The organism is Salipaludibacillus neizhouensis (assembly GCF_002886185.1).
In the GTDB taxonomy this organism is placed as follows: Bacteria; Bacillota; Bacilli; order Bacillales; family Salisediminibacteriaceae; genus Salipaludibacillus; species Salipaludibacillus neizhouensis.
On the sequence record NZ_KZ614148.1, the window covers coordinates 214,556 to 241,324 of the forward strand.

Sequence of the window (26,769 nt, forward strand, 5' to 3'; positions counted from 1 at the left end):
CGCACGTATTTAACCATCGCTTCTACGTGCCCTTTTTCATTTCCCTTTCCTGGATTACAAAACTCATATCGGAAACCGTAGTGTAAGACAAACCTTTCGAAGGTATCGGTCAGTTTCCGTGCTCCTTTTCCCATGATTTTTGAGACCGCAGGTGACAAGTTATCGAATCGAATAGTTGTTGGAACGCCACCGATATGACGAAATATACGTTGTAATCCTTCAAGTAAACATTCTGTATTTTCCGAAGGAAATACTTGAAAATAAAAGGTGTTACTAAAAGGGAAGGACACAACCAAATATGGCAAATCAATGATTTTTGATTGGTACTTAAATGATGCTGTACCAAAGTCCACTTGAGCTGTTCCTGGGAAAGACTCTAGTGGTAGAGCTACACCTTCTTGATAATCTTTTAACTCCTTTTTCCGTTTCGAAACATAGTCACGGACAGATCTCTCGGAGCCTCTGAAACTATGAAATTCCCCCAACTGCTCATACATTCTTTTAGCTGTTCTATGATTCTTCCTTTTCTTCTTCAGATCTTCACCAATCCATTTATCTATGATAGGTTTCACTGGATCCATCACTCTTGCTTTCCTCTTTTGTGGCAACTTCACTTGAAACTCTTCTTGATTGGCATATTTCCTTACTGTACGTGGGTCCACTTCGACCCTGGTAGCTACACTGGAATAATTATTGCCTTTCTGATTCACTTCGCGTCTGATATAATCTATCTGAGTCACTTCTAACATCTCCTAATATCCTCCTGTCAAACGTTGTTGGTCCAACGAGGAGTTTAAAGTTATTTTGAGAAGTTAGCAAGTGGCGTTTTTTAATTTATGAGGGCCCCGCGGGGCCCTCATAAATTAACTGCCGTCCCCTACATATTTAGTTTGCCATAAACAATTAAGTAATGGTATGCCGGATGAAGCGCTCCAAATATTTCGATATTGGTCTACATCCATGCTACCCACCTCCCCATCTGATCTCTTTGTTTGCTTATATCCATACTTCTCGATCTTGTTATCAAATATTTCGATTTCTTTATCTGATTAAAAACGAGCACTAATATCTTAATGATGTCCGTCTTAGATTTTCCTAAATGATAACCATTATGGCAATAAGTTAAATGCCTGGCACTTATAATTATCTGTTCAAGAGGAAGTAAGGATGAAATGAAACGAAGTTTAATTATAAGTGACTTTTTAATAAAGAAACGAAAAATATCTACCTCATTCCTCTTTCTACAAAATAATCCAAAATCCTTCAAAACTATAAAAAAAGGAAATAGAAACAAACCAAACCAACTGATTTATTGCTTAAGTTAACAACATTCGACAAACTCCGAGTCATTGTGACATTACCTTCTTGTTCTTTACACTTCAAGCCTACAAAATTATTGATATTTAAGCTTAATATTTTCATTAGCACCCTATTACCTTTCCTTAACTTTTTGCCAAATAGGGTATCCAATTCAGTATTTCCTATTAAATGAATTTATTTGCATATTACGATTGATTACACAAATGTTTTTCGACATAATTCAAGCAGTGACAGCGCACTGCACACTAACCAGTTTCTGTGGAACATGCTGTGAAACAACATTCTGCAGGTGGTTACAGGCATTTAGCCTATAGTGGCTCACCTGCAATAAATTATAATACGAACAAAACGATTCTATGCATTCGCTGGTGGGGTCCCGTCCCCACGCTCAACCGACATGGTGATCAAGCTTATATGGAAGACGCGATCAGTAGCGGAGGTGGAGCCACTGTTTTTGAAGCAATTATCACATATCCGAATACGGAAACGCAAATTCCTTCAAGTTATCAGTATACCTATACTTTAATGGGCAACAAGATCGTTGATACATTTGACAATATGAACCCTGATGAAGTAAACGCGTCGCTCGGTTTAACAGGCAGTGAGCCTTCCGATTCAACTAGTTCAAACACAGACGGTGATATTTCTAGTGTTGATACAAACGGTAATGGACATGTTACGATTAAAGAAGCAAAAGCAGCAGGTTTCAGTATGCCAATAACGAGTGATCATTGGTTATACCCCTATATGCACGATGCCATAAGGACGGTAGGGTAGGTGAGTAAGCCCCTAGAACTTTGAGGCAAAATAAATGAACAAAAGAATAACAATTTGCGAATAGGTGTCTGTACAGGAACAACTGAAGTTAATAGTCATATCATCTTTTCACTAACGGTGAGCTTATGTTTAACAAGAAAAATGAAGAAACAACAGATCTAGTTGTTGCGTAGTACAAGGAGTGGGACACGTTTTCCTTATAAGTGATTAATTCATGAAATGGGAGGATTACTAATTTCGTTTAGTGATTACAACTAATATATCGAGAAATGGAATGAAAGCCGTCAAGTTGAGCTGAAACACTTCCACTAATACTCCTACATGCAAAATATGATAGTAGCCATTAATTGTATGAAACTAGGTGAAGTCGGCTGAACAATACCTAAGTGAGATTCTTTCATAAGGTAATGGATAGGTCGGGTGGCTGAAAAAATAATCATGGTGAGAATGTCCATTGTGACTGACGAATTTGCGAATGTACGGGTCTAGAACTGCACTCTTTCGAAAGACAGAGGATACAAATGTATCATGAGGTACCGAAAAGTAAAATATTCGTTGTATGAAATTCGGGATAGAAGACAATGATTCTATAATCTCATAGGCTTAAAGCAAACACCTAAAATTATTATGGATAGCTAGATATATTGGAACGTGGTAAGCAGGGAACTGTTATTTAAACATCTACTTATGGACAGTTGCATATAAGGTTCTTCCAAACTGAAATTGCTTTATCCTTGTGAAAGTAGGGGTACAGTACCTTTGAAGCGTGTAATGAACGTGGAGGGATAGCCCCAAGTCTTGTAATCAAAAACTAAAATCTAAATAGATGAAGTTCAAAGGGTCGGGTAGGAACGTGGGTTTAACACTTCTAGGGGGTGTCCACGATTGAACGCTAATTTGCGATATTGGGAATACTATAACATGCAGGAAACATTCGATAAGTTATATGAAGATAGCAGGCATGGTCAAAGTTTTAGTAAATTATATGACATAATCACATCCGAAAGCAATATCCTTCTAGCATATAGAACTATTAAGAGTAATAAGGGTTCGACAACAGCTGGTACTGACAACTTTATCATTGATAACTACAAAGTTATGCGTAAAGAAGACTTTGTAAAACACATAAAGAATCAATTAAAAAATTATAGACCAAAAGCAGTTAGAAGGGTTTATATTCCTAAACCCAACGGTGACAAGAGACCTCTTGGAATCCCATCTATGCTGGACAGGTTGATTCAACAAATGGTAAAACAAGTCATTGAGCCTATTTGTGAGGCGAAGTTTTACAAACATAGCTATGGGTTTAGACCATTAAGGAGCACACATCATGCGATATCCAGAACTATGTCGCTAATTAATAGAAATAAACTTCATTACTCTGTGGATATTGATATAAAAGGATTTTTCGATAATGTTAATCACTCGCTATTACTTAAACAACTATGGAATATTGGAATTAGAGATAAAGTGCTCTTAAAAATAATATATAAAATACTTAAAACGCCAATAAAAGGAGAAGGAATACCTTATAAGGGAACACCGCAAGGTGGAATCCTTTCACCCTTATTATCAAACATAGTGTTGAACGACTTAGACCAATGGGTGGCAGGGCAATGGGAAAACTTCCTAACAAAACGCACGTATGCCTATAATTATAGCAAGTGTAATGCATTAAGAGACACTTCTAAAATGAAAGAAGGGTATATAGTAAGGTATGCAGATGATTGTGTGCCACGAAAGCAAACGAAGCTTCGTTTGCTATGCTGCACTTAAGATGAGAGAAGGCCTCTCGCAATCGCTATACAGGTAGGGATTGCAAACCACCTTAAGGTGCTGTAGTCAAAAGCTATGGTATTGAGCGTTAGGGAAAAGGCAGTGCAAGACATTGTCAGGTAGGTATTAAGGAGACGAAAACCATTGAACCGCTGAAGAAGTATCGAAAGCGTAGAAACGTCATCAAAACTGAGGGGGAGTCGTTAACTCAGGATAAGTTCGGAGGAAACCTGTTTACTGTCCGTTCGGTGACCGGTATAAAGGCGGCGTGAACTTAATATAGGCTTTTGTGTGGAACGTGGGAACCTACGACATGGATGCTAAGGGAGAGATTTCAAGTGGAAGCCCCACAAGAATCAGAGTACCAATGCCATGTATAGGGGCGGAATAACTCGTAGTAGCAATGAAACCTCCTAACGGAGATGGAGCAAAGGGGTTATATTATTCAGTTTTATAAACAAGTCAACCATCAAATTGGGAGGAACTTATGCATAAAACAAAGCCTTATGTGATATCTAAGCAGTAGTGTGAAGGATGTCTATATCATGATTAATAGGTATTCATACTGAGAGAACGGAATCGTGGTCATAATAGTAGAAGGGGTGTTTTCGGATGGGGATTATAACGGTAAAAGGAGCTAGAAAACAAGCAATCAATAAAGCACAGAAGAAAGGGTGGGCCTGTAAGATTTGAGAGTTAAAAACAATATTGTTAAAAAATTATTCTTAGATAAATTAAAATAGCCATCGAAAGGATCTAAACTTCCTCAACAATGGCTATTTTCAATTCTTAGAAATTCATCGTATATTTTTCATTTTAAAGGCTTATTTATCACAAATTAATTAGCTAGGTGTGCAATCCCATGAAGCTTTTACAATACCTGTGTCTAAATATGATTGATATGCCTTTTGATCAAAGAAACCATTTTTATTAGTGAACCATAATGGCGATAACAATCCATATTTTGCTTCGTAATCCTTTATCCAACTAATTTCCCCTTCACCTTGAGTGGTAGTATGACCGATAACTTTGCCGAAATTACTTTCACAGTACTCTTTGTATTCGCTTTCATCTTTGAGCATATCATGCCATACGGAATCAATAAACTCAGACATCATACTTAAATTTGGAACATTTTCAATGCTAAGGGTAAAAAACTTATTAATTTCATCTTTTGCGGATTTTTCTAATACTGCATTCATGTAATACCCTCCTAGTTTAATAGTGTTATGAATCTATTTAATTAGAGACTAAAGCGATGTTTTAGCATAGATGAAAAATCACAATTTACATTTTTACCGGTAAATAATAAAAGTTTAACCCTAACATCACTAATCCATGGAAATGATGTCGGTATAAATATATTAAAATTAAATCCTATATTTGTCAAATAAAATATTAAAAATTAGAATAATTGTTATTATTATCCTTTAATTGATTATTTTATGGTAATGTGATAAGATAAATTCCACAACTTGTAAACTATGTAATTGAAAGCGTTTTATTAAAAGTGCTGGGAGTGATTAATATATGCTAGAGAGAAATTTTGATAAATTATTTACTAGTGTTTCTTTAGCTCGAAAAAATACTATACATTACTCTAAAAATCTCCTTCATTTACCAAAAATAGATAGCATGAAATTATTTTGTAATATCCCTTTGCTAGATAAGGAAGATATTAGAAAGGATTATAAGCTATTTCTAGCAAAAGGTAGAATAGAGAAAGATTTAGATATAACATACACCTCTGGTTCGACGGGAGTCCCAATTAAGTACATACGCTCAAGAAGAGAGACTATAGATTTAGGAATGAGTCTAGCAATGGAGCGAAAAAAATGGATTAACGCTAACCTACCATATACCATAGCTCATTTTTTTAAGACTGTAAGACCTATTACATATAAATATTCAAAACGACAAAAGTCTTCCATGATTCTTTCTTTATATGATCATACACCTGAAAGGTTAAATTTATTTATAAGTGCCCTTAGTGAATTTAAACCAACTATTTTACAAGGCTACTCATCAACATTATATGAGATAGCAAAATATATAAAAGATAACAATGTAAAACTACCTGAAATTAAGTTGATAGAGAATCGTTCAGAGCATTTAAGTGAAAAACAAAGAAATTTTATAGAAAACACATTCGACACAAAAGTATCTAATATGTATGGAATGGCTGAGCATTATCCAATTGCTTATTCATGTCGACTTGGTAATATGCATATCTGCGAAGGTAACGCTTTTGTAGAAATTATCTCTTCGAATACAAACAATCCAGTCGGGGATGGGGAAACAGGAGAAATAGTTATTACGAGTTTGATAAGTGAAACAATGCCGCTTATTAGATATAAAACTGGAGACATTGGAAAAATATCAACTAATAATTGTGAATGTGGGGATACAAGGGCAATCTTGGAATTAAGTTATGGAAGAACAAACAATTACATTAAAACCCCTCATGGCAACATAAACTCTTCCGTCATAAGAAGGTTATTTAGATATATGTATGATGATGAGTTAAATTGGATTAATCAATCCCAGATTATTCAGGAAGATTATTATACTTTTAAAGTCAATCTAGTTCCAAATAAATGGCCACTGAATAATGTAAACGTTATCGAACGTAAAGTTGAAGAAATTGTAAAGAGTAGCTTACCGTATAATGTAAAAATAAAAATTGAGTGGGTGAGTAAATTAGAAAAAAACCCCGTTTCTAAAAAAGTAAGCGAATTCATATCGAAATGTTAGGAGGAGTTAGGATTGAATAAGAAAAAAGAAATCATAAAGATTATTGTATCTTCAACTGATAAACAACACATTTATGAAGATTTTATTATAAATAGTAATAATCTCATTGAAGATTTAGAAATAGATTCTTTGCATTTTATAAATCTAATTGTAGGTTTAGAAGAAAGTTTTAAAATTACCATTCCAGATGAAATACTGGTGGTGGATACATTTAATACATTCGATAAGATACATAGCCTTATAACTCAATTACAATCTTAAGAAGGATGTGGTTCAATGTGTGATTTTCTTGTGCATAGTTTGTTACAAAATTCTGCATTAAAAACACCTAATGAAATATGTGTTCAATATAAAAATGATAGTTGGTCATATATAGAATTATATAATCATTGCTTAAAAATCAAAAAATATTTAGATGAAATTATTGTAGTAGAACGTCGCAATATTGGAATACATTTTAATAATGACCCGAGCTTTTTAATTTCATTTTTTGGCATTTTAATGGCAGGTCATACAGTTGTACCTATTCCTTATTATTCAACACAAACAGAAGTAGAGAGAATAATTCATTTTTGCGATATAAAGATTTTGTTTACGGATAAGAAATTTAGTTCAACACATGTAAACACTACAGATGTATCATTTGTAGTGTCAAGATATAGAAATAACACTTTAGACTTTAAAAGTCCGTTAATAAATAAAAATTCTCCTGCTTTAATCTTGCCTACATCAGGTAGCACAGGCGATCCAAAATTTGTAATGCTTTCTCATTATAACATTTATTCTAATGCAATTGCTCATGGGAGAGAAATCCAGCACAATTCTAATGATATTTTTATTATTACAATGCCTCTAAGTTTTAGCTCTACTATTACAACTCAAATACTCAGTTGCATTTATTCTAATGTTAAATTCCATATAGTTCCATTACCTTTGTTCCCAAGAGCAATATTAAATTACATAGAAAAATATAAAATTAATTGTTTAGCTGCAGTACCTTCTTTTTTAATGAATTTAATCGAAGCGATAGAATCATATAATTATAAAATAGATTTTAAATTATCTTTTATTACTATTAGTGGTGCTCCAGTAACTCAAAGATTAAACAAACAACTCAAAGAAATATTCCCCAAAACTGATGTTATACAAACTTATGGATTAACTGAAGCTTCTCCTCGTGTAACCATGATGAGAAGAGGATATCAAAAACTATGTTGTGGAAAACCTGTTGATGGAGTTGAAATTAAAATAAATAAGCAAGAATCCAAAAGAGAGGGTGAAATATCTGTTCGTGGGGTGAATATTATGATTGGTTATTACAAAAACAAGAAATTAACTCAAAGCACATTTAATAAAAATTGGTTAAGGACAGGTGATATAGGTTATTTAGATTCAGATGGAGATTTACATTTGATAGGTAGAAAGAAAAATATAATTATATCCGGTGGAATTAATATTTATCCTGAAGAAATAGAAGAATTTTTTTTCAATCAAATAGGAGTGATTCAAAGTATGGTTATAGGAGAAAAACACTATATTCTTGGAGAATCACCTGTCGTTTATCTTACAATCAATAATGAATTTAATATCAAAAATATTTATAACCAAAGTACAAAATTTCTATCAAGATATAAAATTCCTAAGCGTTGGTACAAAGTAAAGAATATTCCTCTTAACAACACAGGCAAGGTCATTAGAACATTTAAACCAGAATTATTACACAGTGAAGTAATTTTAGATCTATTGTAATAATTTAACCAAAATATAAAAAGGAGTTGGTTTTTTATTATGATAGAAGGCAAACATTACGAATTAAAATTCTCAGAAGAAACAATATTTACTAACTATTTAAGATCGATTTCTAAGAGTTTCTGTCCGTTTTTAGGCCCTTCAGAAAATAAAAATTTGTTATATGCTACGCAATATTCCCTTTCTGGAAGTGATATTAAAGAATTGCAATCACAAATGTTTTATTATGGTGTGATTCATACAGAGAAATTAAGAAAAATGAGAAGAAGTATTCCTAATAAAGGAGATAGTCTGCTGGTCTGTGAAAATGTTATTTTTAAGTTGCCAGAAGAACTTCAATGTATTGATGGTAAAGAACTATTTAGTTGGCCACACTGGACCTTGAAAACACTGTACACAGATGTCGGTGTAATGTTTGGTAAATTTTGGGTTGGGGAAAAAGATACAAGTAGAGATAATATTCCTATTACAGAACCACCTTCTAATTTTTTTTCTATAAGATCAGCAATTAAAACAAGTGATCCATATTTTTTTAAGAAAGCTCCACAACTATTACCTACATTAATTAATTCCTTTGATGATGTGCGGGATATTCATACTCACTTATTACCTGGAAATTGCTCGATAGATGACTTTCAAAGTATGAATGAACATAATTACTATGACGTTGCTCTAGAGTGGGCGAAAAAATTCATCTAACCTTAACAATTCAACTTTATCAAATAATAACTAGATGTATAAAAAACTTCTAGAAAAACTAATTATAGTTTTTTTAAATTTAACTATTGAAGGTGATGAAATGAAAAGTTTAGATATTCACAATACTATACCCTTTGAAATTAAAAATATCAAAGCTATAGTATTTGATCTTGATGGAACTATATATCCTGCAAAACAATTTGAAAATCAAATTAAACCTAATATGGTTAAACATGCAGCAAAAACTCTAAATATTGATGAAGAGAGTGCTAGAAAAACTCTGGCTTTATATCGAAAGGAGTTCCGATCAAGTGTATTAGGTCTCCAGAAATATCATGAGATTGATCCAAAAATATTTTTAGAGAGTGTATTTAATGATATTGATACTTCCTCTGCTTTGATGTATCCAGGACTTTTGGAAGAATTACAATTATTGTCAACGAAAAAATCTTTGAAGTTATTAACAAACTCTAATTATAGCCATGCTGAAAAGATGGTAACAAAATTCAACCTTACAAATGTATTTGACAATATTTACTCTGTTGATGATTGGAATTTTATTAGGAAACCTAATATAGAGGTATTTGATGGTCTAGTTGAACGATTAAATCTCCCTAGCGAATCAATCTTAATTGTAGATGATTCCTATTTGAATCTTGAAATTGCACATCATAAAGGTATGAGAACCATGCTCGTATCGAATCAAATTGTAGAAGCTCCTTATTATTGGGAAATGCATAAACGTGAAAAACATCTTCCACAATCATTTATTGATTTAGCAGCACACAATATTACAACCCTTGTAAAAGAAATTAATAATGTTCTTATAAAAAATTCTAATACCTAAATAACTTATATAAACGATTAAATGATGGCAATAAAAGTATAAAATCTAATTAACGATAGGAGTTTATTTTATGAATAATTTTTCACAAAAGGATTTTATTAAGAAGGTAAGTGGGTTAGTAGGAATGGAACTGAGTATTATTGAACAACTTCAATCAAGAGAAGGATTTTCTTTTAGAGTAAAAGGGAATAGTCAGGAAATGCTAATAAAATTTATTGATATTAATACTAATAATGCTACACAAAGGCAACGTGTAAAATCTCTAAAAAATGAAGCGAAAATTTTAATTGAACTTGCTAAATTTAGTAATGATACTTATATATCAAGTGGTACATTGGACACAACGGTTTGGATACTTAGAAAATGGATAGATGGAATAACTGTTTGGGAACATACTAAATACATTCGTGCTAATCCTCAATTACAAGAAAATAAACAAAAATTTATCGAATCATTAATTCACATGGTGAAAAAAGTAATTCAACTTAATAAATTAGGATATCTTCACGGTGACCTCCAACCAAACCACTTTCTTATCGATAATAATGAGCGAGTTCATCTTATAGATTTGGAAGTTTCTGTTCAAATGGATCAGAAAGATACGGGTTATATTGGAGCTTTATTACACTTTGTATCACCAGAAACAGCTGAAGGAATGCTTAAAGAAAAACTAAACATACCACTAGATCTTATGTCGGAAATATATTCGTTTGGGGCTGTTTCTTTTTTTCTCTACACGGGATACACAGCCAATTCGTATGGGGAATCTCCTGCCAGCAACCAAATAAAGGGAATCGAAAAAAACGATAAATTAACTGCCATCACTTTAGGAAAAACGAGAACTTTTTCTCAAATAGATGCAGAACCCTTTCCAGATTTTGAAAGTGTAATAATGAAGTGTCTTAGTTTACAAAGAACTAACAGGTTTAAAAACTTTGAAGAATTATTAATTTCACTTGAATTAATTTTAAATGATTTGTAAACATTTGTATTATTACGTATATTAAAGCGTTAGAGAAGGATGACGAGAGCTTAAAATTACCTGTCTGGAAACGTTTTTTTAACCTGAAAAAACATTTTTCGTATTGACAAGCGTTTTTAAGAATGTTAATTAAAGGAGATTTTTTATATCAAAAGTATGAGAGGGTAGATCATGGAATTAGACGATAAGTATTATGGGGGAATTTTGTGAAAACAAACGCAAAAATCAGCCAAAAAAATAATGGCCTATTATCTGTTTATTTATGGTGTTTATCATTTATATGGACATATAAATGGAGATTATGTTTTTTAATCCTTACAGGAATTATTGTTACTGGAACACAATTAGTAGTGCCAAAACTTATTCAATTCTCCATCGATCATATCTTTCCGAACAAAGACTATTTACTATTTATTTACTTATTAATATTATTTCTAATCTTATTAATAATAATGTTTGTAACAGCCACAGTTCAAAATTGGCTTAAAAGGACACTACAAGAATATGCTTCTAGGGATTTACATTTATCCATTATAAAACAAATAAGGTTGCTGGGATTTAGTTATTATGAACGCCATCCTATTGGTGAGACTTTAGCTTTTATTAATACTGAATTGACAGCAATCCAAGAGTTATATAGAATACTTTTTCCAAGAATGGTTAGACTCATCATTTTTAGTATTATAGCAGTAATAATGATGATGTCTATAAATATAAAACTAACACTTATTTCCTCCTTAAGTCTATTATTATATTATTTTATTGGACCATATTTTGAAAAGAAAACTGCGATGTTAAGTAAGAGTCTAGCTAACAACAGAGTAGAGGAAAGTAAAAAGGTTTATGAAAGTATCTCCGGTATTAATGAACTTAGAATTAATTCGGCAGAAGAATGGGACCTATCTAATTACTTAAAAACACTTAAACTTTTGAATATGAATATGATAAGTATGTATTGGTATGCTTATTGGAGAGCATCCGTTCGAAGATTCTCTTACTATTCTGGTGGAATAGTCTTAATCATCTATGGTACTTTCTTAATCCAAGGAAACACTCTAACTATTGGAGAGTTTGTAGGATTCTTACTATACTATTTTAGTTCTATGCAAATGATAACAAATGTAATTACGGTTATAACAGAACAAAAGGTTTTACTATATCAAGCGAAAAAAATATTCGATTTTATGCAAACAACTGCTGAAATAACAAATCCTACTTCGCCAATTAAACTATCTGAAATAAAAGGCGAAATTGAGTTTAGAAATGTGAGTTTTTATTATACTGATAATTTAAAGGTTTTAAACAAGATTGATTTACGTATTTCACCTGGTGAAAAAATTGCTTTAGTTGGTGCAAGTGGTAGTGGAAAAACTACAATGTTAAAATTAATAGGTAGATTTTACGATCCTCAAGAAGGAGAAATAATAATTGATTCTGTTCCTCTAAAAAAAGTGTCACTTTTTCAGTTGAGAGAATCTTTAGGGTATGTGTTTCAAGAAACCTTCTTATTCGGAAGTACAGTGAAAGAAAACATCTTATTTGGAAATCCTCATGCTTCTGACGATATGGTGTATAAAGCTGCAAAAGTATCACTAGCCCATGAATTCATTATGGAATTACCACATCAATATGATACTCCTTTAGGAGAAAGGGGAGTACGATTATCAGGTGGGCAAAAACAGAGGATTGCTATTGCAAGGATGGTTCTCAAGGACCCTCCTGTTATTTTGTTAGACGAAGCAACTTCTGCATTAGACAATAACACAGAATCAGAGGTTCAAATCGCCTTTGATAATTTATTAAAAGGACGTACTACTATTGCTATAGCTCACAGTAGAGAAACAATTAAAAAATTCGAAAAACTTGTTGTGATTAATAACGGAATAATTGTAGAGAAGGGTTCCTATAATGATTTAATTGCAAAAAAAAGATATTTTTATAATCTCATGAACAATGAGGTGGAACATGAGATACTTTAAATGGATATCTTCGTTACTAAATGGAATAAGACATATGTTTCTCTTAGGTGTTGTATTATTAATTATAGAATCCCTAAGTTTACTTTTTGCTATAGGTTTGCAAAAACAACTAATAGATGAGGTTTTATTCAAAGAAAATTATACAAACTTTCATATAATCGTTATAAGCATGGCATTCCTATATCTTATCCATTCATTATTATTTACATTTGGTCCACTCGCTTGCCATCATGTAGTTGCTCACATTCGTTTTACTTTGTCCAAACATTTAATGCTTTATTTGCATAAAATTCCAAAAGACAAATTACAGAAAGAAAGATCTGCGACTTTTGTACATTATTTCACTCAGGATATTAGGATGATATCCAGGTTAACAGGAGAAGAAATTCCTAATTTATTAAAAGAAATAGTGATCTCTTTATTTTTAATATTTATAGTAGGATATGCTAATATAATTCTTTTAATATCTATTTTACTATTTAGTCTTTTAAATATAGTTATAGGAAGGTACTTTGCACCGAAGTTAAAGAAAATGGCTAAGAATGTAGAGAAAACCAAATCTGAGCTCCTAATACACTCGGAAGAAAGTATATCTTCTACACGAGAAGTTATTGCCTTTAATAGACATCAATGGGAACTTGAGAACTTTAATAGAATATATAATCGTTATTTCACCGCAGCAATGGCAGAAGGACAATTGGTTAATAAACAAATGCTAAGTAGCGAGCCAATTAGATGGGGAGCTAATTTATCAATATTAGGAATTGGTGGATTTCTTGTTTTGCAAGGTCAACTTTCAGTTGGATTATTTATAGTGGTATACCAGTATACTTCCAGGTTATTGACTTCTTTTCAAACTATATTTAATTCAATAATGCTTATTTCAAGTAGAATGAGTAATGTTGATCGTATACGAGAAGTATTAGAGGGAGAAAAATGGAATGAAGGTGATAAATCTCTACAGAGTAGCATTACTAATATAAAATTTGATCATGTTAATTTTAAATATGATGATAACGCATCTCCAATCTTAAGGGATATAAATATAGAATTACCTATTGGAAAGAAAATCGCCTTTGTTGGTTTAAGTGGTGGCGGAAAGTCGACTATAGTTCAACTATTAGCACGTCTTCATGAACCTACAGAAGGAAATATACTGGTAAATAATATCCCATTGAATAATATTAAAAGAAAAAATTGGATGAGTAAAATAGCAGTTGTGTTTCAAGATCCTTATTTATTCCCCGATACAATAAGAAATAACTTGTTGTTTGGAGTTGAGCACATAAGTGATGAATATTTAGACAAAATATGTAAAACAGTTAGTATTTATGATTATATTAAAAGCTTAAAAAAGGGTTACGACACTATTATAGGAGAGAGAGGTATTACACTATCAGGTGGACAAAGACAACGAATTGCACTTGCAAGAGCATTACTTAGAAATCCTGAAATTTTAATACTTGATGAAGCAACTTCTGCGCTCGATGTCAAAAATGAGCATCTTATTCAAATTAATATTGATAAACTTAGAAAAGATAAAACTACTATTATTATAGCACATAGATTGTCTACTATTAAAAATGCTGATGTTATTTATTTAATTAAAAAAGGGGAAGCGATTGAAGTAGAAAAGCCTAAAAACTCTGAGCAATGGGAATTTATTTATGAAAACATTCAATAAAAAAAGCCATAGATTTTACTTGATCGATTTCAAACTTTTAACTCTTTATTTATGTAAGAGAATACTAATGAATGACTGAAAATTAACAAAGATATGAGAAAGGAGTTCCATGCCATGGATGTTATATTACCAAGAGTTAAATCTCCAATTACATCTTTCCCATCACACGCTAATTTACTTTCAGTAATCTTGACAAAAGAAGAACATAAGAGATGGTATTATTCAAATTACACTCAATTATTTAGTTTTGGTAAAGAATATAAGGGGTGTACTGTAGATTATTTTCCTCCAGATTCCTTAGAGTATTGTTCACTAATTAAAAAATATCATCTACCAAGAGAGTTGATAAAAAAAACATTTAACGAAAATTTTAACGAATTTCTAAAAGATTGTATTGATGATGGATATTACTTATATGGTGATTTTAATGAATATTATAACCCAAATAATAAAACAGCATATAAAAATCAGTACTTTCCTCATAATATAATGATTTATGGTTATAATTATGGACAAAAACATTTCCTATTTTCAGGTTTTTTTAATAAAACTCCCTACAAAAATTATACTATCTCATATTCTAATATCCAAAAGTCTTTTTTTTCTATAAATACAAATGATAATAGGTATAAAAACTCTAATCGTTGTGATGGTTTAATGATGTTTAAATTAAAAGAAAACGAATGTGTATATCCTTTTGAATATAATAAATTCAAAACTTCCTTAGAAGATTATATATATTCTAATAATTCAATCAACAAGGATCTCTTATGGAATGACTCGAAACAAATTGTTTTTGGGAGTAATGTTTACCATGTAGTTTCCTATTTTATTGCAAATTTTTCTGAACAATTGTATTATGATTGGTTCCGAATAATAAGATCCTTACAGGTGCTTGTGGAACACAAAAAAGTGATAATTGAAAAGGTACTCTACTTGGAAAATCAAAACATATTAGGTTCATCAAAAGAAATATTATATGAATTAAAAATAATAGAGAGGAAATTGGTTTTGCTGAGAAATATTCTATTAAAGTCTTATCGCAAAAAAAGTTTTCATTTATTTAGAGATTATTCAAATAATTTATTAGATATTCAAAAAAACGAGAGTCGCTGTTTCACTGAATTATTAAAAAATTTACCTGATTCTAATAATATCTAAATGCTATACAATTATTTAATTATCATAGAATTAAATAATTTTTGAATTTATTGACATAAATATAAAAAAAAGTATATTCTAAGAATACAAATTATAATATACAAATTTAATTTTAGTTTTTTGTAAACGCTTAATATTTGTGTTCTAAGTCTTATATCAATCTTAACCTTATTTATATTGGGATGTGATAAAAATAAAAATTTACAGATGTAAACAACCCTCGGATATTAATTTTGATGCAATAAAAGAGTTTTTATCTTTAGATAGAAAGGATAAGTTGAAAGAAAACATAAAGCCATATAACTTTGGGGAATTTATTTCTGAGTTGTTTCTAAAGTATATTTTGATTAAAGAATATTCACTAGATTCGAATTTCCAACTTGCTCATAATAAATATGGGAAACCAAAGCTTAAAAATAAAAATTTATTTTTTAATATTTCTCATTCTGGAGTATGGATAGTATGTGCTGTAGATTCAATTCCTATTGGCATTGATATTGAAGAAATGTCATATGTTGACTGTTCAATCGCTAAAAAATTTCTACATATAGACGAATATTATTACATTTTTGACTGCAAAGAAAAAAGAAAACAAATAGAGAGTTTCTATAGTATGTGGACATTAAAAGAAAGTTATGTCAAGGAAATTGGTGTTGGTTTAAGTCACCGTCTCAACTTATTTAAAGTCATTAAACTAATAAATGGTAAATGGATTATAAATGATAAAGGAAATATTCATCATTTAAAGCAGTATAGATTTGCTCCAAAATACATTATGTCAGTCTGTACAACTAGAAATAAGTTTCCTAATACAATATCTCTTATAACATTTAATCAAATTGAAGATTTTATTAAACACCAATAAACATAACAAATTACTCTTTATGAGGTGGGATTTATATGCAAGATGAATATATTTTAAAAGTATTACAATCTGTAGCACAATCTATTACAGGTTCTCCAAATGAACTTCCAATAGACTGTGAATTTACCTTATTAGGGTTAAATTCAATTGATATAATTACCATAATATCAAAGGTTGAAAAAGAGTTTAATATAAGGTTTGATAGTCACGATTTGATTTTAGAAAACTTCTCATCAATTTATAAAATTAAGCATCAAGTATTAAGAAAAAAGAACAGAAAGAGTGATACATGATGGAGGAATTACTAAAAAAACATTGTAACTTATCCCCCAATAATATAGCTTTGAAAGACAGTGAACAAACTATTACTTGGGTTGAATTATATGAAAATATAAAACATTTATCACAAAAAATCGACTATATCCCTAATGAGAGGGTTGCTATTTCTCTTAGCAATGATGTTAGGACTATTACCTTATTAATAACATTATTAATTAATGGGTTCGATGTTGCACTTTTAGATCCTGAAATAAGTGAAACTGATTGGGAAAATATAAAAGGGAAAATTAATTCAGATAACGTTTGTTTTGTTTCAAAGAATCATCAAATTCTTAAATCTGTGAATTTTAATCAGTTAATTGATCTAGACATGCTGTTTAAAGATCTTAAAAAACAAAAGTTAGATAACGAATACAATTATCAAAATAAAATGAAAGGTGCTTTGCTATTTATAACTTCTGGCACTACAGGATCGCCAAAAATTGTAAAAAAAACAATTAAATCTCTTATAAATGAAGGAGCATCTCATACAGAATCATTTAATTTAAGCTACAAGGACTCTTTATTAGTAAGTATTCCCTTATACCACGCGTTTGCCTGCGGTGCAGCCCTATTTAGCAGTATATATAGTGGTGCAGCCCTAATTGTCTCAAAAGTTTTTTTTCCTCGATTAATTACAGATATTATTCATAAAGAAAAAATAACCATTCTATTTTTAATACCTTCATTAGTTAAACTATTAGTTAACATAAAAATGGAAAAAAGAATAAGTTTATCTTCTTTAAAGTTCGTCATAGTTGGAACAGGGTATCCTTCAAATCAAATTGCAAAAGAGTTCTCCGAAGTTTTTAAGATTGGTTTAACAGGTCACTATGGTAGTTCAGAAACAGGAGGAGTCTCATTTTGCTTACCCAAATTTGATTCTTATCCCACTAAGGGCTTAATCGGTAAACCTTTGGCAAGTAGGGAAATTAAAATAGTTGATGATAGAGGAAATAATTTAGAAAATGAAAAAATAGGCAAAATAGCTGTGAAGACTGACTCTTTGTTTGCCGGATATATAAACGGCAATGAATTTTTAGATAACCGGAGGAGTTTATGGTTGACTGGTGATATTGGTTACCGAGACAACACAGGTAATTTTTTTATTGTTGGGAGAGAATCTAACGCGTTTCATCGTAATGGGAAAAAAATTTATCCTGAAGCTATAGAAAATGGGCTCTTAAATTCTTTAAATAATATAGTTGAATTAGCAATAGTTGGGGTTACAAACAAAGATATTCAAGATGATTTTATAATTTTAGCAATAGTTACAGATAGTTCAAAAATAGAGGAGAGTTTAATACGATCATTATTCATGAAAAAAATCGGCAAAAATTATATTCCTGATAAAATCATACATCTTAAAAGTCTTCCAAAAACTAAAAATGGGAAAATAAATAGGAAAAAAACTAGTGAAATTGTATTTAATTATTTAACAAAAAACAAAATTTAAAGACTTAGAAGGAGAGGTTAAGATGAAAAAAAATGAGATTATAGAACTTTTACAAAGCATAGGTTCTGAGCAAAAAATGTTGTTTAGAAGAGCAAGAGACATAAAAGAAAAAGAATTCGGCAATTATATTATTTTAAGAGGTGTTATAGAAACTACCAATTTGTGTAAAGTGAATTGCGACTATTGTCCAATGAGAAAAGACAATATAAAAAACAATTCAATATTTACATTAGAAGAAAAAGAAATACTTTCAACGGCCAATATAATAAAAGATAACAACGTAAATATTGTTTTTTTTCAAGGAGGGGAAGTTCCACAAACAACAAAATTAATAGGAAGAGTTATACCTAAAATAAGAAAACTTTTCAATGATAAAGTTGAAATTTTACTAAACTTAGGTATAAAAAGAAAGGATGAATTTCAATATCTTTATGACCAAGGGGCGACTAGTTATATTTTAAAGCATGAAACAAGCGATGAAGATCTACATTTTAGATTGAGACATGAACACTTAAGCACAAGAATAGAAGCCATTAAAAATTTAGTTGACATCGGATTTAAAACTGGAACAGGAATGATAGTAGGACTACCAGGTCAATCAATTTCTTCTATTGCAAATGACATTATTTTAGCTAAAGATTTAGGTGTTCATATGTGTAGCGCATCTCCTTTTATACCTGCGCCTAATACACCATTAGTAAGCAATAAGCATGGATCAGTCGATATAAGTTTGAATGCAATTTCGATCATGAGAATACTATCCCCCAATTGGTTAATTCCATCTGTTAGCGCACTGGAAAAAATAAGGAAAGATGGACAAGCTCAAGGGATACGTGCTGGAGCAAATGTATTAACAATTAATTTTACACCTAGTATAGCAAAACAAAAATATTTAATTTACGGTCGGGAAAGGTTTGTAGTAAAAAATCATTATGTATCTAGTTTAATCAAAAAAGAAAGATTATTAGTTTCACCGTCAGTATTTATAAAAAGATAGATGGGTATTAAAAATACTGTTGAAGGAGGAATTTTCATGTCATTAAAAAAACTTAATTATAATTATATTTCAGAGGATCATGTATATCCATTAGTTAATGATTGTATAGAGCGATCTATTTATCTAGTAGCAAAGCAAAAAACGAATTTTGGGAAACATCTTTATAAATTATTTGTCTCTTATTTAAGTTATAATTTATCGATAGATCATAATGGTAAAAACCTAAGGTTAAAGCCTAGTGAAATTCAATATCCAGAATTTATTAGTCTCAGACATGAATATAACATTAAATTTGATGCAAAAACAGCTATAAACAAATTAGAAAAAACATTAAATGAAAATAAGTTTGTTTTATTAAGAACAGTGACCAAAAGGGTTCCTTTTTTTAGTAGATACGATAAAGATTATATAGTTCAAAAAAAGGATTTAATTAAACCTGGACATTTTATTCTACTTATTGGGCACGACCAAAAATATTTGTATTATGTAGATCGAACTGAAGACTTAAATCTAAATAATCATACTGCATATAAAAAAAATCCAGACGTTGGTATGGTAGAGAAGCGAAAGATGATTGATGCATTTAGTTATTATATTGATATTTCCACTATAAATGTAAATATACATGAATTAGATAATTTTCTTAAACATGACAGTATAATTTATATTATGAATAATATTAATAAATCAATTGATCAGTACAAAGATACTAAGGTTTTAGAAAAAGATGACCAAATAATATTTCCTAATAAGAAGGCTATCGAATATCTAATTAGTTTATCAAAAAAAGGGAATACATTTTTGAATACAGAATATAAAACCGCAAGTGAGAACAAAATTGTAAATGGATTAGATTGGATTTTAAAAAGAAGAAAAATTCTTAAATACTTCATCGAAACTCAAAAAATAGAATGTAACAATGAATTGATACATTTGCTAAATAAAAATATTAATAATATCGAAGTAGCAAAGAACACCTTAATTATAAACATGCTAAATAAAGATTGGCTATTTGATTTAAGATATACCTCATTATTCAAGGATGTATTAGAATCGGAAAACACTTTAATTAATGAGTTGCAAAATTACACCAGAAAAATAAATAAGTAATGGCTTCAAGAACGTTTCGTCTAATCCAACCAACAATGTTGGAAACTCAGGAACGAAAGAGCCATCAGATGATCGCACTTGGGAATATCGCTGTTGATTAAGGACATATAGTTGGGTATTATACGGCGGCTCATCTAAATGAAATGGTGGAAGCGCAAGATTAAAAACAGCGTATACAAATAGAAAAACACTGGATGACCGCTGTTCTCGTGCTGATCGGTGAAGTCAGGTACAATCCCTAGCATCCTCTATTTGATAAACAAGTGAGTAATTATAACAAGAACGATTTGATTACACGAAAGATGTTACTTGGAAAATGCTGTTTAAGGTTGATATACCGCTGCTTTTTCTACTAAAGTGATAGATGTTACACCCTGAGGACATATGGGCGGCATGATGTAACTATTCAAAGAAAACCTTATCGGACTTTGAACAGTTATTTATGCCTTGTTTGCATAATTTGTGCAAAAGATACTTAAATGAATTAAAGCTATTTTGGTTGTGAAACTATAATAGCTCAAATTTTGGATAATTACTAATGGGATGCCATCACAGTATATAATGGTTTCCCTCTCAACATAGCAGCAAGTTCAGCTTGATGGATATAATCATACAGCTCGTGAGCCATTTTCAAGGCTTCCTCGTAGGATAGAAAAGTTTCTACCATAGATTGCCGCTTTGTCATTTTAAATCCTCCAATTTGTGTTTTCTGGCCTTCTCCTTCTTCAATGATAAAGTTGAATTGCTTCCGATCAGTATATTTAATACGGAACACTCGTGATTGGGGTTTGCCGTCTTTCATGGAACCCCCGTAACTCTCAAAACCAGTATCCTTGTAGAATTGCGGGAACTTGTGATTAATCAATAAGTGTAGCATTGGTTTGATGTCCTTTTTATTTACATATGCCTTACTGTATTGTGAGGATTGTCCCATGACAGTAATTGCAAATACTATTTTCCCTTTATAGAGTTCCTCTCCGTTTTTATGTTGAAAATGATCAAGTGCAGCTGTGACATCCATGATGGATCTAGGAGTTACACTTTTATAAATTTTGGACCTTACTGTTTCTTGAGGATGAATCTGCATAGTCAAAATCATCAAATCCCTTCTATTAAATATATGAATGTATGTATACAACAAGGACATAAGGGTAATAAATATAATGCGTGTGACAGATCGTATAATAGCTATTTACTAGACTTGTAATCTGCCGGCCAGCAGAAGTCTTCGAAGTGACGGTGAACGCAACACGAGTAATCAGGCTAACAAACACCATGAGTTTTATTTGCCTGTAAGAATACTTAAAACTGTATTGTGAGCGATACTTCTTATGAGGATTCCCAACCTTTTAAGACCAAAGGGGAAGTATTCGTTGCCTGGTTCTCTTTTTTCCGGAAAGAAGAGAACCAGGCTATTCGTGTTGAAAAAAGTAATATGCTCTTCGATGAAAATGAGTGAGTCGATATTGTGTTGCTATTTAAAATCAAAATCACTCAAAATAATCATCATCCCACTTTAAAGCCGCTTCCTGTTTTTTCTTAGAACGATCTTCCAAATAAATCTCTGTTGTGGCTTGCTGTTTATGTCCCACGGCTTTCATAATATCCCTTGTGGAAGCTCCTTGGATTTGCGAATACTCGGCGTACAGGTGACGCATCCAGTGTGGGCTGACATTGCCTTCTTTGAATTTCAGCCAATCACAACCACTATTAGCAATAATACGCTTTACATAATTAGACATGTATTTTGAGGAATACCGCTTCCCAGTTCTAGTAACCAGGAGGGGAGTATCATCATTCCGATCAATTTTTACCAATTGTTTTTAAAAAGAAATGTAGTATCTAAAAGAATTAAAATTAGATTCTGAACAGATGAAAAAGGTAAACCAATACCGAAAAGCATGTAATCTATTAGAAATAAGTTAGGAAACAAGATGGAGCGCCGTGTACTATGAAAGTGGCACGCACGGTGTGGGACAGGGGAAAAGGTGGAGATAATCTCAAAGCCTTACCTATTGTCATTACTGTGCAGTAGGATAGGATCCTTCAACAATCTGGTGCTTTTAAGTAGCAGGAAATACGTCTTTCTTTAAGAATGTTAAAGATAAGCCCTACAGTTTATTAAAATAGTAATCTGTAGGGTTTTATGATGATTGGTAAATGCGTGGCATTGTGTGGTAAATTCAGTGGAGTACACTGGTAAAAAACATGGCAAGGCTGGTAAAATCACGTGGCCGTAATCAGATGGGAGGGAAGTTGCTAGACTTATTCGTTTTTACAAGGATTCACGACAAAAGGGGAGGAATTTCCCATACGTCATGAAGGGCTGAACAATAGTAATTTTGAAAGTTGTGGAGGTGAGGAAATACAATTATATATAGACTAACTTTCAGAATTAAAATTTTATTTATATCAGCCATTAGTTTTTCTAACTTTTGATTTTAACCTTTTTTAGAAGTTTTTAGAGATTTTTTCTGATGTGCTTATAGACTTTCTTGTTCTCTGTTATTTCGACATTTATGTTCCTTATATAGTTAGGGGATATATAATTTTGAGTAGTGCTATTTTTATCATGATTTAACAACTGTTGAATAGTAATAATATCCATACCATTTTCGGCTAAAACAGTCGCAAAATTATGTCTTAACTGGTGAGGGGTGGAGTCAGGAAGATTGGCCTTTTCTAAAAAATAATTGAAGAGTTTTCGTAGCTCATTTCCATCAATCTTACTACCATTACTCATAAATAAATAATCATTATCTTTTAAATTATTCATTTCTATGAATTTTTTGATTGATACTCCTAAACCATCCCTTAAAGGAATATAGTTACTTGATTTATTTTTTGTTTGTTTTCTATAAATGGTTTCATTTTCTATGTCTATTTCATTGACCTTCACGTTTAAAATTTCTGATTGCCGACTTCCTGTTGAAATGAGAAGTATGAATAATAGAGAATCCCTTTCTAAATTAGTACTATTTTCAAGTACACTGTGCATAAGTTTTAACACATCGTGTCTAGTCAGATAATACATTTTCTTTTTCATTGGTTTATCTTTATACTTGTCTAAACTAAAAGTTATGTGATCCATGATATTAAAAAAATCATAGTTCCTGTATAGATATAAAAAGAAACTTTGTAGCGCATGTTTTGAATTTTGTAACCAATTATAACTTTTCTCAATGTTGTTGAAAAAAAAGCAATCGATAATTTTTATATCAATTTCTTTATAAAATAAGTGAGTTCCTGACACATCAGTTATGTCATACATTTTTTCTAAGTGCAATTCTTCTATTGGAGAATGAGTCAATTCTGCTAACTGAATTGCAAAATCTTTTAACCTTTTCCTATATATAGTTTTAGTTGATTCAGCTAAACGACTTAGATTATGGTATAATTCGATTTCGTTTAATAAACTTCTCATTATTCATTTTCCTCAATAAATATATCATTCGCTAATTTTTCAAATGGAAAGGGATAATATTTCATTGCTTCGTCTTTTAAATCATGAGGCATTAATTCCGTATATATTTTTGTTGTTTCTGGATTTTCATGCCCTAATATTTGCATTAAGTATTCTAATCTCATGCCAGATTTTAAACACCCCACAGCAAAAGTATGACGGAAAGAATGTACGGTGAAATCTTTACCAATATCAAGTTCGTCAAATATTCCTCTTACTAAATACTGAACACTCCGATCTAAAATTTTCTTTTCTCTATTCATCCCCTCATCATTTGAAAATAGATATCCTTTACAATCATAGTCCCATTTAGGTATACCACTCATTTTTAAATAACGTAATATCGTATCTTTAACTTCATCATAAATAGGTATATATCTTTCTTTATTTCCTTTACCATTACGGATAAATATTAGACCCGTATCTGTATTAAAATCCTGTACTTTGAGATTTGTTGCCTCACTAACTCGACATCCTGTTCCTAATAAGAAATAAAGCATCGCTCTTTTTCTGTAACCGTACGTTTTTTGTAACGCTAAATCCAAGACTTTTTCTATTTGAGAATCAGACAAATATCTAGGGAGAGTTTTAGTTTTACCAATTTGAAATTTATACCTTAAGTCTTTTCCTACATACCCTCTCTCAAATGAAAATTCTAACATTTTTCGAATAATTGCTAAGTATTTATTCAATGTTCTTGTCGAAAGTTTGTTACCTTTTCGTGGAACGCTCGTACTTAATAATTCATGTAAATGGTTTTCATTTATCTCTGAAATAAGCAACGTTGGATATTGTTTTTCTATAAATTTTTTCAATCTTTCGATAAAGTTCATGTATGTCTTTAATGTTTCAACACTTCTTCTATTTGCAGAGTACATTTCTTTTAAATTCAAAGTAAATTCTTCAATTACTTGTAAAGTAGATAAGCATTTGATTGGTCCAACACTGTAATTATGCTTGTTTTTACTAAACTCTACCAATTCATCGATGGTAATTCCTAAATCAAGACAGACTGCATCATAATTAGCTTCCGATTGTATTTTAATAGGCATTTTATTATCCTTCTTTCTCCTTTAATGGATTGTACTTTAATGTATTATCTAATAATCGTTTTTTAGAACGATATAAGTATTTATTCGTGGACTTCCATGTTTCGTGCCCAGCCAATTTTGCAGCTTGTTGAAATCCATGCTCATCCATGACATTCGTAATTAAAGTGTGACGAAAAGCATATGGTGAATATTTCATCTCACCGTAAGTTTTTATATTCGCAAATCTAAAAATGCCATAAATACCGTCATATGATATTTTCCCTCCATTTCTTTTTAGAAAGAAGTGGTCACTATCTGGTTCATAAGAATCCCTCACTTCAAGAAAGTCTTTGATCACCTCTATAACTTCCTTGCTAATTTTTACTATTCTCTTTTTAGATTTCCCTGAAATTAAGCCAAGTGTTCTTTCTACTTGATTTAGATCTCCAAGAGTTAAATTTACGATTTCAATGGGCCTGCACCCAGTATCTACTATAAGTAAAAAAATGGCTGTGTCCCGCAATACGTGATTTGAATGCTGATACAGTGAATTCAATAATTTAATTATTTCTTCGCTCGGGACATATAGATTGGCAATATTAGGTTTACCTCGAAGGTGCGCCGGGATAATGTACTTACGGCTAACCACTCCTTTATCTAATAAATATTTCACAAATAACTGAAGAGCTGATAGGTAATTTTTTACAGTGGATTTTTGTACCTCTTCTCGCACTATTTTTAACGATAACATGTCTTCGAAAGCTATTATTTCCTGAAATAATAAATCGCTATTATTCGAATCTAAAAAAACATCGATATTCTTTCCCCTATCTTCTAAAAACTTAATAAAATAGAAAAGTTTTTTTCTATATTCATCTAAAGAATGATAATTTGAGCGTTGTAAATATTCTAGATATTGTTTCATTGCTTCGGGTAAAGGTTTTTTTATCGTTGATTTAATTTTTTTTGAGAGTTTTGATTTGGTTTTTTTAGAGGTTTTAGGTAGGTAATCAAAGTAACGAGGATCGTTTAAAATTGTAAATCGAGCAATTTTTTTTTCGTCCAAATAATTTATAAAATGATAAACTAAACTCATTTTTCTCTCCATTGATATTTTGGTTGAGAGCTTATACAGGTGATTTCTTGTCAAATAATCAAAGTATTCAATACAATTTTGATTTCTAAGATTGCATACCTCTTTACCGTTGAATAGAAAAAAATCACGAATTGTATTAAAGCTACTGACTCTCTTATCATTCTTTAAAATAAGAAAATCATTAATTAAGTCTTCTGGCACTAAATCTTTTTTTCTGTTATCTAAAGCTTCCATTAAAAACCACTCCTTTATTTCACTTTTTCTACCTTTATAAGAGTTCTTAAAGTATAATCAGTCTTAAGAGAGTGGCTGATTATTATAGATTAGATCTAGAAAGGTAAAAAAAATGTTCACCAATTAGTATTGGCAAACATTTACAGAAGCATTCGTGGTTCTTCCCTTCTACGTCATTTTTTTTTGAGTATATAATGAAATTCACGTTACTTCAATACTTTTTTTACTGTTAAATGGAGTCTATACGAATTTCACTTATAGAGAGGATCTCTCAGAACATTTTGTTTTGTATAAAAGAATCTTCGGAGAGGTTGTTTAAAATCCATTTGATAAAGTACATCCCTTCAATTTATAAAGGTGGTGATACTTATTATATTTACATGTTTTTTGAAAAAATATCTTCTATCTAAAAATCTGGATAAAATTTTATCCATTATCTTTATCGATCCTAAGATAAAATGGGTATCTCCG

Annotated in this window: 21 protein-coding genes and 2 pseudogenes; 16 read left to right on the top strand and 7 right to left on the bottom strand. The window is 30.9% G+C overall.

Going from position 1 to position 26,769, the window contains the following annotated elements:
* On the bottom strand, positions 1-749 hold a 749-nt coding region (gene istA, locus CEF18_RS23915; RefSeq protein ID WP_110939244.1), incomplete at its 3' end, for an IS21 family transposase.
* A 955-nt stretch (positions 750-1,704) separates the two neighbouring features.
* Between istA and CEF18_RS23925 the strand changes: the two are divergent.
* Positions 1,705-2,105, top strand: a pseudogene (locus CEF18_RS23925) (DNA/RNA non-specific endonuclease); the annotation flags it as partial.
* Positions 2,106-2,982: 877 nt separating this feature from the next.
* Positions 2,983-3,825 (top strand): annotated as a pseudogene (locus CEF18_RS23930) (reverse transcriptase domain-containing protein); the annotation flags it as partial.
* 890 nt (positions 3,826-4,715) lie between these two features.
* Here the strand turns inward: CEF18_RS23930 and CEF18_RS23935 are convergent.
* A complete protein-coding gene (locus CEF18_RS23935; RefSeq protein ID WP_110939011.1) occupies positions 4,716-5,075 on the bottom strand; it encodes a hypothetical protein in 360 nt (119 codons plus the stop codon).
* A 328-nt stretch (positions 5,076-5,403) separates the two neighbouring features.
* Here CEF18_RS23935 and CEF18_RS23940 point away from each other — a divergent pair, with 328 nt between their 5' ends.
* The 14 genes from CEF18_RS23940 (at position 5,404) to CEF18_RS24005 (ending at position 20,474) form a co-directional block, all read left to right on the top strand.
* Positions 5,404-6,627: a phenylacetate--CoA ligase family protein gene (locus tag CEF18_RS23940; protein ID WP_110939012.1), complete on the top strand. Its 1,224-nt coding sequence runs from the start codon at positions 5,404-5,406 to the stop codon at positions 6,625-6,627.
* 12 nt (positions 6,628-6,639) lie between these two features.
* Positions 6,640-6,888 (top strand): acyl carrier protein, encoded by a 249-nt coding sequence (locus CEF18_RS23945; protein WP_110939013.1) that lies wholly within the window; start codon positions 6,640-6,642, stop codon positions 6,886-6,888.
* A 15-nt stretch (positions 6,889-6,903) separates the two neighbouring features.
* Positions 6,904-8,376: a class I adenylate-forming enzyme family protein gene (locus CEF18_RS23950; RefSeq protein ID WP_110939014.1), complete on the top strand. Its 1,473-nt coding sequence runs from the start codon at positions 6,904-6,906 to the stop codon at positions 8,374-8,376.
* Between the two features lie 39 nt (positions 8,377-8,415).
* Positions 8,416-9,075, top strand: a complete 660-nt coding sequence (locus tag CEF18_RS23955) for a hypothetical protein (RefSeq protein ID WP_110939015.1) — start codon at positions 8,416-8,418, stop codon at positions 9,073-9,075.
* A 100-nt stretch (positions 9,076-9,175) separates the two neighbouring features.
* Complete coding sequence (locus CEF18_RS23960) at positions 9,176-9,922, top strand: HAD hydrolase-like protein (RefSeq protein ID WP_190238719.1); 747 nt, start codon at positions 9,176-9,178, stop codon at positions 9,920-9,922.
* 70 nt (positions 9,923-9,992) lie between these two features.
* On the top strand, positions 9,993-10,904 hold the full coding sequence (locus CEF18_RS23965; RefSeq protein WP_110939017.1) for a protein kinase domain-containing protein: 912 nt from the start codon (positions 9,993-9,995) through the stop codon (positions 10,902-10,904).
* 206 nt (positions 10,905-11,110) lie between these two features.
* Complete coding sequence (locus CEF18_RS23970; RefSeq protein ID WP_110939018.1) at positions 11,111-12,883, top strand: ABC transporter ATP-binding protein; 1,773 nt, start codon at positions 11,111-11,113, stop codon at positions 12,881-12,883.
* Positions 12,870-14,567: an ABC transporter ATP-binding protein gene (locus CEF18_RS23975; RefSeq protein ID WP_183041237.1), complete on the top strand. Its 1,698-nt coding sequence runs from the start codon at positions 12,870-12,872 to the stop codon at positions 14,565-14,567. The genes CEF18_RS23970 and CEF18_RS23975 overlap by 14 nt, the downstream gene beginning before the upstream one ends.
* A 114-nt stretch (positions 14,568-14,681) precedes the next feature.
* A complete protein-coding gene (locus CEF18_RS23980) occupies positions 14,682-15,728 on the top strand; it encodes a hypothetical protein (RefSeq protein ID WP_110939020.1) in 1,047 nt (348 codons plus the stop codon).
* A 184-nt stretch (positions 15,729-15,912) separates the two neighbouring features.
* Entirely contained in the window at positions 15,913-16,593 is a 681-nt protein-coding gene (locus CEF18_RS23985; RefSeq protein WP_110939021.1) for a 4'-phosphopantetheinyl transferase family protein, read from the top strand.
* Between the two features lie 35 nt (positions 16,594-16,628).
* The gene (locus CEF18_RS23990) at positions 16,629-16,886 is read left to right on the top strand and encodes an acyl carrier protein (RefSeq protein ID WP_110939022.1); all 258 of its coding nucleotides are present in this window, start codon (positions 16,629-16,631) and stop codon (positions 16,884-16,886) included.
* Positions 16,883-18,367 carry a class I adenylate-forming enzyme family protein gene (locus CEF18_RS23995; protein WP_110939023.1) on the top strand — a complete coding sequence of 495 codons (1,485 nt, stop codon included), beginning with the start codon at positions 16,883-16,885 and terminating at the stop codon, positions 18,365-18,367. Before CEF18_RS23990 ends, CEF18_RS23995 begins: the two co-directional genes overlap by 4 nt.
* Positions 18,368-18,389: 22 nt before the next feature.
* The gene (locus CEF18_RS24000; RefSeq protein WP_110939024.1) at positions 18,390-19,364 is read left to right on the top strand and encodes a biotin synthase BioB; all 975 of its coding nucleotides are present in this window, start codon (positions 18,390-18,392) and stop codon (positions 19,362-19,364) included.
* A 36-nt stretch (positions 19,365-19,400) separates the two neighbouring features.
* Positions 19,401-20,474 carry a hypothetical protein gene (locus CEF18_RS24005; RefSeq protein ID WP_110939025.1) on the top strand — a complete coding sequence of 358 codons (1,074 nt, stop codon included), beginning with the start codon at positions 19,401-19,403 and terminating at the stop codon, positions 20,472-20,474.
* 535 nt (positions 20,475-21,009) lie between these two features.
* On the opposite strand, the gene CEF18_RS24010 is transcribed toward CEF18_RS24005, so the two are convergent.
* The 5 genes from CEF18_RS24010 to CEF18_RS24030 form a co-directional block, all read right to left on the bottom strand.
* Positions 21,010-21,573, bottom strand: a complete 564-nt coding sequence (locus tag CEF18_RS24010) for a hypothetical protein (protein ID WP_110939026.1) — start codon at positions 21,571-21,573, stop codon at positions 21,010-21,012.
* A 391-nt stretch (positions 21,574-21,964) separates the two neighbouring features.
* Positions 21,965-22,291, bottom strand: coding sequence for a site-specific integrase (locus CEF18_RS24015; protein ID WP_110939027.1), 327 nt, complete (start codon positions 22,289-22,291; stop codon positions 21,965-21,967).
* Between the two features lie 644 nt (positions 22,292-22,935).
* Positions 22,936-23,898 carry a tyrosine-type recombinase/integrase gene (locus CEF18_RS24020; RefSeq protein WP_110939028.1) on the bottom strand — a complete coding sequence of 321 codons (963 nt, stop codon included), beginning with the start codon at positions 23,896-23,898 and terminating at the stop codon, positions 22,936-22,938.
* Positions 23,898-24,989: a tyrosine-type recombinase/integrase gene (locus CEF18_RS24025; protein ID WP_110939029.1), complete on the bottom strand. Its 1,092-nt coding sequence runs from the start codon at positions 24,987-24,989 to the stop codon at positions 23,898-23,900. Before CEF18_RS24025 ends, CEF18_RS24020 begins: the two co-directional genes overlap by 1 nt.
* A 4-nt stretch (positions 24,990-24,993) precedes the next feature.
* A complete protein-coding gene (locus tag CEF18_RS24030; protein ID WP_110939030.1) occupies positions 24,994-26,298 on the bottom strand; it encodes a tyrosine-type recombinase/integrase in 1,305 nt (434 codons plus the stop codon).
* Positions 26,299-26,769: the final 471 nt, after the last annotated feature.

Bases quoted from the DNA above. Each gene is read 5' to 3' on its own strand.
- CEF18_RS23940 (WP_110939012.1), top strand. From the start codon at position 5,404: ATGCTAGAGAGAAATTTTGATAAATTATTTACTAGTGTTTCTTTAGCT.
- CEF18_RS23950 (WP_110939014.1), top strand. From the start codon at position 6,904: ATGTGTGATTTTCTTGTGCATAGTTTGTTACAAAATTCTGCATTAAAA.
- CEF18_RS23995 (WP_110939023.1), top strand. From the start codon at position 16,883: ATGATGGAGGAATTACTAAAAAAACATTGTAACTTATCCCCCAATAAT.
- CEF18_RS24030 (WP_110939030.1), bottom strand. From the start codon at position 26,298: ATGGAAGCTTTAGATAACAGAAAAAAAGATTTAGTGCCAGAAGACTTA.
- CEF18_RS23935 (WP_110939011.1), bottom strand. From the start codon at position 5,075: ATGAATGCAGTATTAGAAAAATCCGCAAAAGATGAAATTAATAAGTTT.
- CEF18_RS24010 (WP_110939026.1), bottom strand. From the start codon at position 21,573: ATGATTTTGACTATGCAGATTCATCCTCAAGAAACAGTAAGGTCCAAA.
- CEF18_RS23960 (WP_190238719.1), top strand. From the start codon at position 9,176: ATGAAAAGTTTAGATATTCACAATACTATACCCTTTGAAATTAAAAAT.
- CEF18_RS23955 (WP_110939015.1), top strand. From the start codon at position 8,416: ATGATAGAAGGCAAACATTACGAATTAAAATTCTCAGAAGAAACAATA.
- CEF18_RS24025 (WP_110939029.1), bottom strand. From the start codon at position 24,989: ATGCCTATTAAAATACAATCGGAAGCTAATTATGATGCAGTCTGTCTT.
- CEF18_RS24020 (WP_110939028.1), bottom strand. From the start codon at position 23,898: ATGAGAAGTTTATTAAACGAAATCGAATTATACCATAATCTAAGTCGT.
- CEF18_RS23980 (WP_110939020.1), top strand. From the start codon at position 14,682: ATGGATGTTATATTACCAAGAGTTAAATCTCCAATTACATCTTTCCCA.
- CEF18_RS24005 (WP_110939025.1), top strand. From the start codon at position 19,401: ATGTCATTAAAAAAACTTAATTATAATTATATTTCAGAGGATCATGTA.
- CEF18_RS23975 (WP_183041237.1), top strand. From the start codon at position 12,870: ATGAGATACTTTAAATGGATATCTTCGTTACTAAATGGAATAAGACAT.
- CEF18_RS23965 (WP_110939017.1), top strand. From the start codon at position 9,993: ATGAATAATTTTTCACAAAAGGATTTTATTAAGAAGGTAAGTGGGTTA.
- CEF18_RS23990 (WP_110939022.1), top strand. From the start codon at position 16,629: ATGCAAGATGAATATATTTTAAAAGTATTACAATCTGTAGCACAATCT.
- CEF18_RS24000 (WP_110939024.1), top strand. From the start codon at position 18,390: ATGAAAAAAAATGAGATTATAGAACTTTTACAAAGCATAGGTTCTGAG.